This is a genomic window from Variovorax paradoxus (genome assembly GCF_902712855.1).
In the GTDB taxonomy this organism is placed as follows: Bacteria; Pseudomonadota; Gammaproteobacteria; order Burkholderiales; family Burkholderiaceae_C; genus Variovorax; species Variovorax paradoxus_Q.
Genome location: NZ_LR743507.1, coordinates 3,655,951 through 3,669,564 on the forward strand (window position 1 = coordinate 3,655,951; position 13,614 = coordinate 3,669,564).

11 protein-coding genes are annotated in these 13,614 nt (G+C 67.1%); 10 read left to right on the forward strand and 1 reads right to left on the reverse strand.

The features are described from left to right. Positions 1–72 precede the first annotated feature (72 nt). From AACL56_RS16735 to AACL56_RS16760, 6 genes are all read left to right on the forward strand, one after another. Positions 73–1,950 (forward strand): dipeptide ABC transporter ATP-binding protein, encoded by a 1,878-nt coding sequence (locus AACL56_RS16735; protein ID WP_339090934.1) that lies wholly within the window; start codon positions 73–75, stop codon positions 1,948–1,950. Between the two features lie 77 nt (positions 1,951–2,027). Beyond that, a complete protein-coding gene (gene gsiB, locus AACL56_RS16740; protein WP_339090935.1) occupies positions 2,028–3,581 on the forward strand; it encodes a glutathione ABC transporter substrate-binding protein GsiB in 1,554 nt (517 codons plus the stop codon). Positions 3,582–3,707: 126 nt separating this feature from the next. Beyond that, positions 3,708–4,628 carry a glutathione ABC transporter permease GsiC gene (gene gsiC, locus AACL56_RS16745; protein WP_339090936.1) on the forward strand — a complete coding sequence of 307 codons (921 nt, stop codon included), beginning with the start codon at positions 3,708–3,710 and terminating at the stop codon, positions 4,626–4,628. Between the two features lie 123 nt (positions 4,629–4,751). Next, entirely contained in the window at positions 4,752–5,678 is a 927-nt protein-coding gene (gene gsiD / locus AACL56_RS16750) for a glutathione ABC transporter permease GsiD (RefSeq protein ID WP_339090937.1), read from the forward strand. 11 nt (positions 5,679–5,689) lie between these two features. After that, positions 5,690–6,769: a P1 family peptidase gene (locus AACL56_RS16755; RefSeq protein WP_339090938.1), complete on the forward strand. Its 1,080-nt coding sequence runs from the start codon at positions 5,690–5,692 to the stop codon at positions 6,767–6,769. A gap of 32 nt (positions 6,770–6,801) precedes the next feature. Then, a complete protein-coding gene (locus tag AACL56_RS16760) occupies positions 6,802–7,620 on the forward strand; it encodes a M55 family metallopeptidase (RefSeq protein ID WP_339090939.1) in 819 nt (272 codons plus the stop codon). A 42-nt stretch (positions 7,621–7,662) separates the two neighbouring features. Here AACL56_RS16760 and AACL56_RS16765 read toward each other — a convergent pair whose 3' ends face one another. Further along, complete coding sequence (locus tag AACL56_RS16765) at positions 7,663–9,303, reverse strand: methyl-accepting chemotaxis protein (RefSeq protein WP_339090940.1); 1,641 nt, start codon at positions 9,301–9,303, stop codon at positions 7,663–7,665. A 376-nt stretch (positions 9,304–9,679) separates the two neighbouring features. Here AACL56_RS16765 and AACL56_RS16770 point away from each other — a divergent pair, with 376 nt between their 5' ends. From AACL56_RS16770 to cysD, 4 genes are read left to right on the forward strand one after another with little or no spacing between them, the layout of a single operon-like run. Then, a complete protein-coding gene (locus AACL56_RS16770) occupies positions 9,680–11,458 on the forward strand; it encodes a nitrite/sulfite reductase (RefSeq protein WP_339090941.1) in 1,779 nt (592 codons plus the stop codon). After that, positions 11,455–11,850, forward strand: a complete 396-nt coding sequence (locus AACL56_RS16775) for a DUF934 domain-containing protein (RefSeq protein WP_339090942.1) — start codon at positions 11,455–11,457, stop codon at positions 11,848–11,850. Before AACL56_RS16770 ends, AACL56_RS16775 begins: the two co-directional genes overlap by 4 nt. Before the next feature lie 21 nt (positions 11,851–11,871). Beyond that, entirely contained in the window at positions 11,872–12,504 is a 633-nt protein-coding gene (locus tag AACL56_RS16780; RefSeq protein ID WP_339092889.1) for a phosphoadenosine phosphosulfate reductase family protein, read from the forward strand. A 58-nt stretch (positions 12,505–12,562) separates the two neighbouring features. Next, positions 12,563–13,504 carry a sulfate adenylyltransferase subunit CysD gene (gene cysD, locus AACL56_RS16785; RefSeq protein ID WP_339090943.1) on the forward strand — a complete coding sequence of 314 codons (942 nt, stop codon included), beginning with the start codon at positions 12,563–12,565 and terminating at the stop codon, positions 13,502–13,504. The last annotated feature ends 110 nt before the right edge of the window (positions 13,505–13,614 follow it).

Consider the following 13,614-nt stretch of genomic DNA (forward strand, 5'->3'; position numbering starts at 1 on the left):
CACGGTGTCGCCCGAAAAACAGCGGCCCACTGTCGATAAACCGAACGCCAACGCCTTCTTCACTTGCTTTCCATGTCCACCCCTTCCCTTGCCCTGCCGGACGGCCGCGTTCTCGCCGTCGACGACCTCACCGTTCGCTTCTCGACCTCCGAGCGCACCGTCGACGCGGTGAAGAAGCTGTCGTTCCACATCGACCATGGCGAAACGCTCGCGGTGGTGGGCGAATCGGGTTCGGGCAAGTCGGTGACCTCGCTGGCGCTGATGCGCCTGGTCGAACATGGCGGCGGCCGCATCCTCGACGGGCGCATGGCGTTCCGCCGCCGCAACGGCGAAGTGCTCGACCTGGCGCAGGCGCGCGACCAGACGATGCGCGGCATCCGCGGCGCGGACATCGCAATGATCTTCCAGGAGCCGATGACGTCGCTGAACCCGGTGTTCACGGCCGGCGACCAGATTGCCGAGGCCATCCGCATCCACCAGGGCAAGAGCGACTCCGCTGCGCGCGCCGAAGCGCTTCGCATGCTGGAGCTGGTGCGCATTCCAGAGGCGCGCAACGTGCTCGACCGCTTTCCGCACCAGCTCTCGGGCGGCATGCGCCAGCGCGTGATGATCGCGATGGCGCTGTCGTGCAAGCCGCAGTTGCTGATTGCCGACGAGCCCACCACCGCGCTCGACGTGACGATCCAGGCGCAGATCCTCCAGCTCATCCGCGAGCTGCAGAAGGAGATGCGCATGGGCGTGCTGTTCATCACGCACGACATGGGCGTGGTGGCCGAGATCGCCGACCGCGTGCTGGTGATGTACCGCGGCGACCAAGTGGAGGAAGGCACGTCCGACGCGGTGTTCGCGGCGCCGCAGCACCCCTACACCCGCGCGCTGCTCTCGGCCGTGCCCAAGCTGGGCGCGATGCAGGGCACCGACCTGCCGGCCAAGTTCGAGCTGCTGCGTACCGAAGCCGCCCCCGACGCGGCGCCGCCTGAAGCCGCCACGCCGCAGGACACGGTGCGCGAAGACGCCGGCCCGATCCTGCGCGTGCGCGACCTGGTGACGCGTTTCGACGTGCGCAGCGGCATCTTCGGCCGCGTGAAGCGCCGCGTGCATGCCGTGGAAAAGATCAGCTTCGACCTCTACCCCGGCGAGACGCTGGCGCTGGTGGGCGAATCGGGATGCGGCAAGTCGACCACGGGCCGCTCGCTGCTGCGCCTGGTCGAGAGCCAGAGCGGCGCCATCGAGTTCGGCGGCCAGAACATCCGCGATCTGCCCACGCGCGAGCTGCAGGCGCTGCGCCGCAACATCCAGTTCATCTTCCAGGATCCGTTCGCCTCGCTCGATCCGCGCGTGACGGTGGGCTTCTCGATCATGGAGCCGCTGCTCATCCACGGCATTGCCAAGGGCGCCGAGGCGCAGCAGCGCGTCGACTGGCTGCTGCAGAAAGTCGGCCTGCCGCCCGAGGTGGCGCAGCGCTACCCGCACGAGTTCTCGGGGGGCCAGCGCCAGCGCATCGCCATCGCGCGCGCCCTCGCCCTCAATCCCAAGGTGGTGGTGGCCGACGAATCGGTGTCGGCGCTGGACGTGTCGATCCAGGCGCAGATCGTCAACCTGATGCTCGACCTGCAGCGCGAGCTGGGCGTGGCGTTTCTGTTCATTTCGCACGACATGGCGGTGGTGGAGCGCATCAGCCATCGCGTGGCCGTGATGTACCTGGGCCAGATCGTGGAGATCGGCCCGCGCCGCGCCGTGTTCGAGGCGCCCCAGCATGCCTACACCCGCAAGCTCATGGCCGCCGTGCCGGTGGCCGACCCTTCGCGCCGCCACAAGCCGCGCGCGCTGCTCGAGGGCGAGATCCCCAGCCCGATCCGCGCGGTGGGCGACGAGCCCGTGGTGCCGCCGCTGGTGCAGGTGGCACCCGGCCACTTCGTGGCGCGGCATGCGATTGGCGGCGCCTTCTGACGCCGCGTCCGATTCAACTCATTTTTTCAACCCGCAGGCCCCCCTGCTTTTTTCCTCGAACCGACTGGAGTTCTTCCATGAAGCAATCTTCTTCCTCCCTGCGATGGGCATCCGCACTGCTGGGCCTGGCCGCATTGGCCGCTTCGGGCTCGGCACTGGCCGCCAAAGACGTGGTGCTGTCGATCGGCTACCAGCCGGAAACGCTGGACCCGTACAACACCAACACCACGATCACCACGGCCGTGACGAAGACCTTCTATGAAGGCCTGTTCCAGTTCGACAAGGACCTGAAGGTGCAGAACGTGCTCGCCGAGAGCTACGAGGTGTCGAAGGACGGCCTGGTCTACACGATCAAGCTGCGCAGCGGCGTGAAGTTCCACGACGGCACCGACTTCAACGCGGAAGCCGTGAAGTTCACGCTCGACCGCGTGCTGAACCAGGACAACAAGCTGCTTCGCTACAACCAGTTCAACCGCGTGAGCAAGGTCGAGGCGGTGAACCCCACCACGGTGCGCGTCACGCTGAAGGAGCCCTTCGGCCCCTTCATCAACTCGCTGGCCCACGCATCGGCCGCCATGATCTCGCCCACCGCGCTGAAGAAGTGGGGCAACAAGGACATCGCCTTCCACCCGGTGGGCACGGGCCCGTTCGAGTTCGTGGAATGGAAGCAGACCGAGGCCGTCAAGGCCAAGAAGTTCGACGGCTACTGGAAGAAGGGCTTCCCGAAGATCGACAACGTCTCGTGGAAGCCGGTGCTCGAGAACAACACGCGCGCCGCCATGCTGCAGACCGGCGAAGCCGATTTCGCGTTCCCCATTCCCTACGAGCAGGCCGAGCTGCTGAAGAAGAGCGACAAGCTCGAAGTGGTGGCGTCGCCCTCGATCATCACGCGCTTCCTGGCATTCAACATGCTGCAGAAGCCGTACGACAACCCGAAGGTGCGCGAAGCCATCGGCTACGCCATCAACAAGGAAGCGCTGGCCAAGGTCGCGTTCGGCGGCTATGCCTTCCCGGCGCAGGGCGTGCTGCCCCAGGGCGTGAAGTACGCCGAGAAGATGGCCCCCATTCCCTACGACGTGAAGAAGGCCAAGGCCTTGCTGACCGAAGCGGGCTACCCGAACGGCTTCGAGTCGGTGCTGTGGAGCGCCTACAACAACACGACCTCGCAGAAGACGATCCAGTTCGTGCAGCAGCAGCTCGCGCAGATCGGTATCAAGCTGCAGGTGCAGGCGCTCGAAGTGGGCCAGCGCACCGAGCAGGTGGACGCATGGCCCGATCCGAAGACGGCCAAGGTCCGCATGTACTACACGGGCTGGTCGTCGTCGACCGGCGAAGCCGACTGGGGCCTGCGCCCGCTGTTCGCCTCGGAAGCCTGGGCGCCGAAGTTGAACAACATGTCGTTCTACAAGAGCGACGTGGTGGACAACGCGCTCGCCAAGGCGCTGGTGACGGTGGACGAGGCGGAACGCACCGCCCTGTACAAGACCGCGCAGGAAGAGATCCGCAAGGACCTGCCGCGCGTGCCGATGGTCACCGAGCAGAACCTGTCGGCGCACGCCAAGCGCCTGTCGGGCGTGTTCGTGATGCCTGACGGCAACATCAACATCGACGCGATCGCAACGTCGAACTAAGTACTCCCCCAGGCTGCGCGCACTTCGTGTCGCTACGCCAACCCCCTCGCCGGGGGCGACACCTGCGGCCCGGCAGAGCCGGTTCCGCGGTGTTCTCCGGATGAGGGGTGACTGTTTTCTGATGCCATGCTGAATTACTTCATCAAACGACTGTTGGGCCTGATCCCCACGCTGCTCATCGTGGCGGTGCTGGTGTTCCTGTTCGTCCACATGCTTCCCGGCGACCCGGCGCGCCTTGCCGCCGGCCAGGACGCCGACGAGCAGACCGTGGCCATGGTGCGCGCGGAACTCGGGCTGGACAAGCCGCTGCCGCAGCAGTTCGTGAGCTTCTTCACCCACATGGTGCAGGGCGACTTCGGCACCTCGATCCGCACGCGGCGGCCGGTGTCGGCCGAGATCGGCGAGCGCTTCTTCCCGACGGTGATGCTCACCATCACCAGCATGGTGTGGGCGGTGATCTTCGGCATGGGCATCGGCATCGTCTCTGCGGTGTACCGCAACAAATGGCCGGACCGGCTGGGCATGACGCTCGCGGTCTCGGGCATCTCCTTTCCGGCATTTGCACTCGGCATGCTGCTGATGCAGATCTTCTCGGTGCAACTCGGCTGGCTGCCCACGGTCGGCGCCAGCACATGGAAGCACTACATCCTGCCCTCGATCACGCTGGGCGCGGCCGTGGCGGCCGTGATGGCGCGCTTCACGCGCGCCTCGTTCGTCGAGGTGATCCAGGAAGACTTCGTGCGCACCGCGCGCGCCAAGGGCGTGCACGAATCGCGCGTGGTGTTCAAGCACACGCTGCGCAACGCGCTGATCCCCGTGGTCACGATGATGGGCCTGCAGTTCGGCTTCCTGCTGGGCGGCTCGATCCTGGTGGAGGCGGTGTTCAACTGGCCGGGCCTCGGCCGCCTGCTGGTGGACGCGGTGCAGATGCGCGACTACCCCGTCATCCAGACGCTCGTGCTGCTGTTCTCGCTCGAGTTCATCCTGATCAACCTGGTGGTCGATGTGCTCTATGGCTACATCAACCCCACCATCCGGTACAAATGACCTCCCCCAGGCTGCGCGCACTTCGTGTCGCTTCTCCTTCCCCCTCACCGGGGGCAACACCTGCGGCCCGGCAAAGCCGGTTCCGCGGTGTTCCACGACATTGCGCCGCAACCAACGACTGACATGACTCAAGCTCCTGGCGTTTCCGCCGAAACCATTCTTCCGACTTCCCCGGTCGCCACGCTTCAAAGTGCCGGCAAGATCCGCACGCCCTGGGGCGAATGCTGGCGCCGATTCAAGAAGCAGCCCGTGGGCATCGTGGCCGCGCTGTTCGTGCTGCTGCTGGTGTTCATCGCGGTGTTCTCGCCGTGGATCGTGCCCTTCGATCCGGAGAACTTCTTCGACTACGACATGCTCAACAGCGGCCCCTCGGCCACGCACTGGATGGGTGTCGATCCGCTGGGCCGCGACATCTTCAGCCGCATCCTGGCGGGCGCGCGCATCTCGCTGATGGCCGGCTTCCTGTCGGTGCTGGTGGGCGGTTTCGTCGGCACCAGCTTCGGCCTGCTGGCGGGCTACTACGAAGGCTGGTGGGACCGCATCGTCATGCGCGTGTCGGACGTGCTGTTCGCCTTCCCCGGCATCCTGCTGGCGCTGGGCGTGGTGGCCATCCTGGGCAGCAGCATGACCAACGTGGTGGTGGCGGTGTCGGTGTTCAGCGTGCCGGCCTTCGCGCGCCTGGTGCGCGGCAACACGCTGGTGCTCAAGCAGCAGACCTACATCGAGGCCGAACGCAGCATCGGCGCTTCCGACTGGACCATCATCGTGCGGCACATCCTGCCGGGCACGATCTCGTCGATCGTGGTGTATTTCTCGATGCGCGTGGGCACCTCGATCATCACGGCGGCCAGCCTGTCGTTCCTGGGCATGGGCGCGCAGGCACCCACGCCCGAATGGGGCGCGATGCTCAGCGAGGCGCGCGCCGACATGGTGACCTCGCCGCACGTGGCGCTGTTTCCCAGCCTGGCCATCTTCTTCACCGTGCTCGCCTTCAACCTGCTGGGCGACGCCCTGCGCGACGCGCTCGATCCGAAGATCGACCGGCAGTGACCCCGCTTCCGATGTCTTCCGGCACGCAGCAAGCCTCCATTCCCTTCATCGGCAACCTGCGCCGGGGTGAGCGCGATGCGATCACCGACGTGGCCGGTGTCACGGTGGGCCACCGCACGCTGGCCGATGGCGATGTGCAGACCGGAGTGACCGTGATCCGCCCGCATGCCGGCGACCCGTTCCGCGACAAGATGCCCGCGGCCGCGGTGGTGCTCAACGGCTTCGGCAAGAGCGTGGGGCTGGTGCAGCTCGAGGAGCTCGGCGTGCTCGAGACGCCGATCGCGCTGACCAACACCTTCTCTGTCGGCACGGTGGCCACCGCGCAGATCCGCCAGTGCGTGGCGGGCAACCCCGAGACCGGCCGCGCGCTGCCCACGGTGAACCCGCTGGTGTTCGAGTGCAACGACGGCTACCTCAACGACATCCAGCGGCTGTCGGTGAGCGAGGCCGACTACCTGCATGCGTTCGACAGCGCCGGCGCCGATTTCGCGCAGGGCTCGGTCGGCGCGGGACGCGGCATGTCGAGCTTCCAGCTCAAGGGCGGCATCGGCAGCGCCTCTCGGCTGGTTCCGTGCGCCACGGCCTCTTCCGGCGGCAACCATACGGTGGGCACGCTGGTGCTCTCCAACTACGGCCGCCAGCCCGAACTGCGGCTGGCCGGGCACGCGGTGGGCGAACGGCTCGCCGCGCTGCAGGCACAGGGCAGCGAGCTGCCGGCGCCGGACGAGCCCGAGAAGGGCTCGATCATCATCGTGGTCGCCACCGATGCGCCGCTTGACGCACGCCAGCTGCGCCGCCTCGCCCTGCGCGCGGGCGCCGGACTGGCCCGCACGGGCTCGGTGTTCGGGCACGGCAGCGGCGACATCGTGCTGGCTTTTTCCACCGCCTACACGGTGCCCGGCGGCACGGACCGCCCGATGCCAGCCGTGGCCATGCTGCACGACGGCCTGCTCGACGGACTGTTCCAGGCCGCCGCCGACAGCACCGAGCAGGCGATCCTTCATGCGCTGTGGCGCGCCGAGGCCGTGACCGGCCGCGACGGCAACCACCGCGCCGCGCTCTCCGCGCTGCTGCCGCCCTCTTCCCTCTGACCCCAACCCAGGTCGCACAGATCGCACCGTCCATGAAAGTCCTGATCTCCACCGACATCGAAGGCGTCGCCGGCGTCTACCACCCCGAGCAGGTGCGTCCCGGCAACCCCGAGTTCGAGCGCGCCCGCCTGCTGATGACGCAGGAAGCCAACGCGGCCATTGCCGGCGCCTTCGATGCGGGTGCCACCGAGGTGCTTGTGAACGACTCCCACGGCGGCTTCCGCAACATGCCGCCCGACGTGCTCGACGCGCGCGCGCGCGCGGTGCAGGGCAAGCCGCGCTACCTGAGCATGGTGGCCGGCGTGGAAGAAGGCGTGGACGCGGTCTGCATGGTGGGCTACCACTCGCGCGGGCAGGGCCGCGGCATTCTGGCGCACACCATCAACAGCTTCGCTTTCGCGAGCATCTCGCTCAACGGCCAGGAGCTGGGCGAAGCCGGCCTCTACGGCGCACTGGCCGGCGAGTACGGCGCACCCGTGGTGATGGGCAGCGGCGACGACGTCTTCATCGCCGAGAACCGCCCACTGTTCCCGCATGCGACCTTCGTGGAAACCAAGAAGGCCACGGGCTTCGGCAGCGGCGTTTCGCTGTCGCCCGAGCAGTCGCGCCGCGCCATCCGCGCCGGCGTGGCCGAGGCGCTCGCCGCGCGCGCCGGTGCAACGCCGCTGGTTTTCAAGGGCCCGCAGACCGTGACGCTGCGCGCCCAGTCGCCTTCGCTGGCCGACCTGTTCTGCCAGTGGCCCGCCTTCGAGCGCGTCGACGGCGTCACCCTGCGCTTCACCACCGAGACGGTGGAAGCGGCGGTGCGCATGCTGAACTGCTGCTCGGCCATGTCCAGCATGCTGCGCTGACGCCGCCAGCGCGAGCTTCTGCAGACAGGCGTTCTTTCTTGTTTACTGGAACGCGACGTCGCCCATGGCGATGCCGCGCGGCGATTCCGACGACGGGAGCGCATAGGAGGCGCGGCCCGAGCCGGCGTTGTGCGCCTGCGCCAGCTTGAACTGGCTCACGATGTGCGACAGGCTGCCGGCCTGTTCCTGCAACGACTGAGCAGCGGCCGAGGCTTCTTCGACCAGCGCGGCGTTCTGCTGCGTCACCTGGTCCATCTGCGTGATGGCCTGGTTGATCTGCTCGATGCCCGAGGTCTGCTCCTGGCTCGCGGCGCTGATCTCGCCCATGATGTCGGTCACGCGCTTCACGCTGCCCACGATCTCGTCCATGGTGCGGCCCGCATCGGCCACCTGGCGGCTGCCCTCTTCCACCTTCTCGACCGAATCGCCGATGAGGGTCTTGATTTCCTTGGCGGCGGCGGCCGAGCGTTGAGCCAGGCTGCGCACTTCCGACGCCACCACCGCGAAGCCGCGGCCCTGGTCGCCGGCGCGAGCCGCTTCCACCGCCGCGTTGAGCGCGAGGATGTTGGTCTGGAAAGCGATGCCGTCGATCACGCTGATGATGTCGACGATCTTCTTGGACGACGCATTGATCGAGCCCATGGTCTCGACCACCTGGAACACCACGCTGCCGCCGCGCACCGCCACTTCCGAGGCGGAGGTGGCCAGCTGGTTGGCCTGGCGTGCGTTGTCGGCGTTCTGCTTCACGGTGGAAGTCAGCTCCTCGATGGACGCCGCGGTTTCTTCCAGCGAGCTGGCCTGCTGCTCGGTGCGCGACGACAGGTCCTGGTTGCCGGACGCGATCTGCGTGCTGGCGGTCGACACGTTCATCACCACGCCATGCACCTGCGTCAGCGAGCCCTGCAGGGCGGCGCGCATCTGGTCGAGCGCGTGCAGCAGCAGGCCGGTCTCGTCCTTGGCGTAGCTGCGCTGGGGCACGCCGGTCAGGTCCATGTCGGCGATCGACCGGGCGATGCCCTCGGCGCTGCGTAGCGGCGCGGTGATGCTGCGTGCCAGCAGCCAGGCCAGCAGCGCACCGGCCACAAGGCTCACGGCCGAGCACACGATCAGCAGCATGCGGGTCTGCGACTGCAGGTCGTTGGCGCGGCCGGCAGCGGCGTCGAGCTGCTCGCGCTGCGTGTCCACCACCTGCTGCACGCCGGCGAGGTAGGCCACCGAGGTCGGCTGGAACTGGGCGTCGAAGGCGCGGTTGGCACCGGCCAGGTCACCCGCCAGCTTGAGCTTGCTGACCTCCTCGCGCGAGGCCAGGTAGCTCTTGCGCAGGCCGGCGACCTTCTCGAGCAGCGCCTTCTCCTCGGGCTTGACGAGCTTGCCCTCGATGAATTTCTGCAGCTCGTTGGTGTCCTTGATGGACTTGGCCGTGGCCGGCGCGAAGTAGTCGATCAGGCTGGCGTCGCTGCTCTTGGCAATGGCAGCGGCGCGCTGCACGCCCGAGGTGGTGTGGCGCAGCCAGTCGGAGCCGGCGCGCTCGGTCTTCACGTTGTCCTGGATCATTGCGTCGATCTCTGCGCTCAGCTGCTGCAGCTTCAGCACCGCAGCGACGCTGGTGGCCAGGAAAAGCGCCAGGATGGCGCCCAGCACGATGGCAAGGCGCTTGCCGATTGAGACATTGCTCAAGAACATGGTCGGGACTCCAGGAAATGTGAAAGCGGCGCCGCCCGCGCACGGCCGGCACCGTCGAATCTGAAAAAAAGCGGCCGTCGGGGCCGCTCTCCTAGGCTGGTTATCGGCAGGTCCGATGAAAACTTTAGGCAACTGCCGCACGCCAGCCCGGCTTTTCTTCACTTCCTAGAATTCCGGGTCCGGTGACCCGTTTCCGGCCCGCCCGCCTTATCCGGAATAAGCAATCAACCGTCCCGCAACCCGCATGGATGCTGGTGAATTAGCTTATCCGCATAAGGCGCGAACCAAAAAATAGTTTGTTTCCATAAGGCGCGCTTCCAGAATCCTGGCTTCTTGCTGGGGCGATGGACGCACTGCACTTCAAGACACACGCACGATGTACCAATACACAGAATTCGACCGACAGTTCGTTCACCAACGGGCAGCCCAATTCCGCGACCAGCTCGAGCGCTGGCAGAAGGGCCGCCTCCACGAGGACGAGTTCCGTCCGCTGCGGCTGCAGAACGGCTGGTACGTCCAGCGCTACGCCCCGATGCTGCGTGTCGCCGTGCCGTACGGCGAGCTCTCCAGCCGCCAGCTGCGCGTGCTGGCCCGCATCGCGCGCGAATACGACGAGCCGGAAGCCGCGGTCTACAAGAAGGCCATCGAGACCCAGGGCCAGCTCGGCAGCCACAAGCTGCCCACGCACTACGCCCACTTCTCGACGCGCCAGAACGTCCAGTACAACTGGATTCCGCTGTCGAAGTCGGCCGACGTGATGGACCTGCTGGCTTCGGTCGACATGCACGGCATCCAGACCAGCGGCAACTGCATCCGCAACATCACGAGCGACGAGCGTGCCGGCATCGCGATCGACGAGATCGCCGACCCGCGCCCGTACGCGGAAATCATGCGCCAGTGGAGCACGCTGCACCCCGAGTTCGCGTTCCTGCCGCGCAAGTTCAAGATCGCCATCACCGGCGCGACCGAAGACCGCGCCGCCACCGGCTGGCACGACGTGGGCCTCCATCTCGTGAAGAACGAAGCCGGCGAGATCGGTTTCCGCGTGCAGGTGGGCGGCGGCATGGGCCGCACGCCCATCGTCGGCACCGTGCTGCGCGAGTTCCTGCCCTGGCAGCAGATCATGAATTACCTCGAGGCGGTGATCCGTGTCTACAACCGCTATGGACGCCGCGACAACATCTACAAGGCGCGCATCAAGATCCTGGTGAAGGCCGAAGGCCAGCGCTACATCGACGATGTGGACGCCGAGTACAAGCAGATCATCGAGCACGACGGCGCGCCGCACACCATCACGCAGGAAGAATTCGACCGCGTGGCCGCCTCCTTCGTGCCGCCGACGCTGGCCACGCGCGTGCTGCAGAGCGCCGAGAAGACCGACGCAGAGCTGCGTGCCCACGCGGCCGACGACGTGCAGTTCGCCCGCTGGCTCGCGCGCAACGTGGCACCGCACAAGAACCCTGCGCTGCGTGCCGTCACGCTGTCGTTCAAGCGCCTCAAGCAGGCGCCCGGCGACGCATCGGCCGACCAGCTCGACACGCTCGCCCAGCTGGCCGACCGCTTCTCCGCCGGCGAAGCCCGCGTGACGCACGACCAGAACGTGGTGCTGCCCTGGGTGCACGCCGAAGACCTGCACGCGCTGTGGCTCGCCGCGCGCGCTGCCGGCTTCGCAAGCGCCAACGTGCACCTGCTGACCGACATGATCGCCTGCCCCGGCGGCGACTTCTGCGCGCTGGCCAATGCGCGTTCCATTCCGATCGCCGAGGCCATCACCGAGCGCTACCAGGATCTCGACGAACTCGACGACATCGGCGAGATCGACCTGCACATCAGCGGCTGCATCAACTCGTGCGGCCATCACCACAGCGGCCACATCGGCATCCTGGGCGTCGACAAGGACGGCAAGGAGTGGTACCAGATCACCCTCGGCGGCTCCGACGGCTCCGCGCTCAGCGGCGCGCCGCAGGCCGGCAAGGTGGTCGGCCCCTCGTTCTCCGCGGCCGAAGTGCCGGGTGTGATCGAGGCCGTGCTCACCACGTACCGCGACACCCGCGAGAACGGCGAGAACTTCATCGACACGCTGCGCCGCGTGGGCCCGGACCCGTTCAAGGCCGCCGCCAACGGTGCGCGTTTCAAGGTGGAGGAGGCAGCATGAACAGGACGCTCAACATCCTGGCGGCCGAAGACCACATCGACGACGGCGATCCGAAGGTGCTGCAACTGGCCAACGACGCCGACCCGCTCGCCATCGAGGTTTGCCTCGAGGACATCGAGCGCATCGACCTGAACTTTCCGAAGTTCACCGACGGCCGCGCCTACAGCCAGGCCTTCCTGCTTCGTCGCCGTCTGGGCTTCAAGGGCGACATCCGTGCCACGGGCGACGTGCTGATCGACCAGCTGGTGCAGATGGAGCGCACCGGCTTCTCCAGCGCCGTGCTGAAGGAAGGCGTGGACGCCTCCGACGCACAGCGCCAGTTCGACCGCTTCGCGTCCTTCTACCAGGGCGACGCGGTGCAGACCGCGCCGCACTTCGTGGCCGGCAACTGAGAGCGAATGGAAACCACCGACATGAGCACCGCCAAGGACATCGATTTCGCACGCATCAACACCGAGCTCGGCCGCAACGCCGAGGGCTTGGTGGACTGGGCGATCGGCCTGGGCCACAAGCCGATCGTCACGACCAACTTCAGGCCGTTCGAGGCGGTGATCCTGCACATGGTGACGCGCGCGCGTCGCGACGTGCCGGTGGTCTGGATGGACAACGGCTACAACACCGAAGCCACCTACCGCTTCGCGGACGAAGTGACGAAGCAGCTGGGCCTCGACCTGCACATCTACCTTCCGCGCCGCTCGCGTGCCCACCGGGAAGCGGTCGAAGGCCCGACGCCCGCGCTCGACGACCCGCGCCACGCCGCCTTCACGGAAGAAGTGAAGCTGGAGCCCTTCGCCCGCGCGTTGCGCGAGACCGCGCCCAAGGTGTGGTTCACCGCACTGCGCGCCACCGACACGGCCGTGCGCGCGCAGATGGACCCGGTCAGCGTCAACCCCGACGGGCTGATCAAGGTCGCGCCGCTGCTTCACTGGTCGTCCAAGGACCTCTACGAGTACTGCGAGAAGCACGGCCTGCCGAACAACTTCGACTACGTGGACCCGACCAAGGGCGAAGACAACCGCGAGTGCGGCCTGCACCTCTCGCACTGAACCGCGCGCCGACGGCCCGCACCACGCCCACAGATTCCCGCTTTCAGCACCTCACCCGATGAACGCCCGTACCGAAACCGAACTGCTGCTGCCGCCGGCGCACCTCTCCAACACGCACCTCGACGCACTGGAAGAAGAAACCATCTTCATCCTGCGCGAAGTGGCGGCCGCCTTCGAGCGCCCCACCCTGCTGTTCTCGGGCGGCAAGGACTCGCTGGTGCTGCTGAAGTGCGCGGAGAAGGCCTTCGGCGTGGGCCGCATCCCCTACCCGCTGCTGATGATCGACACGGGCCACAACTTCCCCGAAGTCACGGCCTACCGCGACCAGCGCGCCAGGGAACTGGGCGCCGAGCTGATCGTGCGCAGCGTGGAAGACTCGATGAAGCGCGGCACGGTGCGGCTGGCGCATCCGGGCGAGTCGCGCAACGCGCACCAGTCGGTGACGCTGCTCGAGGCCATCGAGGAATTCCGCTTCGACGCGCTCATCGGCGGCGCGCGCCGCGACGAGGAAAAGGCGCGCGCCAAGGAGCGCATCTTCTCGCACCGCGACAGCTTCGGCCAATGGCAGCCCAAGGACCAGCGCCCCGAACTGTGGACGCTGTTCAACACGCGCCTGGCTCCGGGCGAGCACTTCCGCGTGTTCCCGATCTCGAACTGGACCGAACTCGACGTGTGGCAGTACATCGCCCGCGAGGAAGTCGGCCTGCCCTCGATCTACTACACGCACAAGCGCGAGGTGGTCGAGCGCCGCGGCCTGCTGGTGCCAGTGACCGGGCTGACCCCGCCGCGCGACGGCGAGACGGTGCAGGTGCGCGACGTGCGCTTTCGCACCGTGGGCGACATCACCACGACCTGCCCGGTGGAAAGCCTGGCGGCCGATGCGGCCGACGTGGTGCTCGAGACGCTGTCGGTCGACGTCAGCGAGCGCGGCGCCACACGCATGGACGACATGACGTCGGAAGCTTCGATGGAGAAGCGCAAGAAAGACGGGTACTTCTGACCCACCTCAGGGCTTTGCGCACATCGTGGCGCTGCGCCCGCCCCCTCGGGGGGCCAACACCTGCGGCCCGGCAAAGCCGGTTTCGCCGTGTTCCATGAATCGGAGAACCA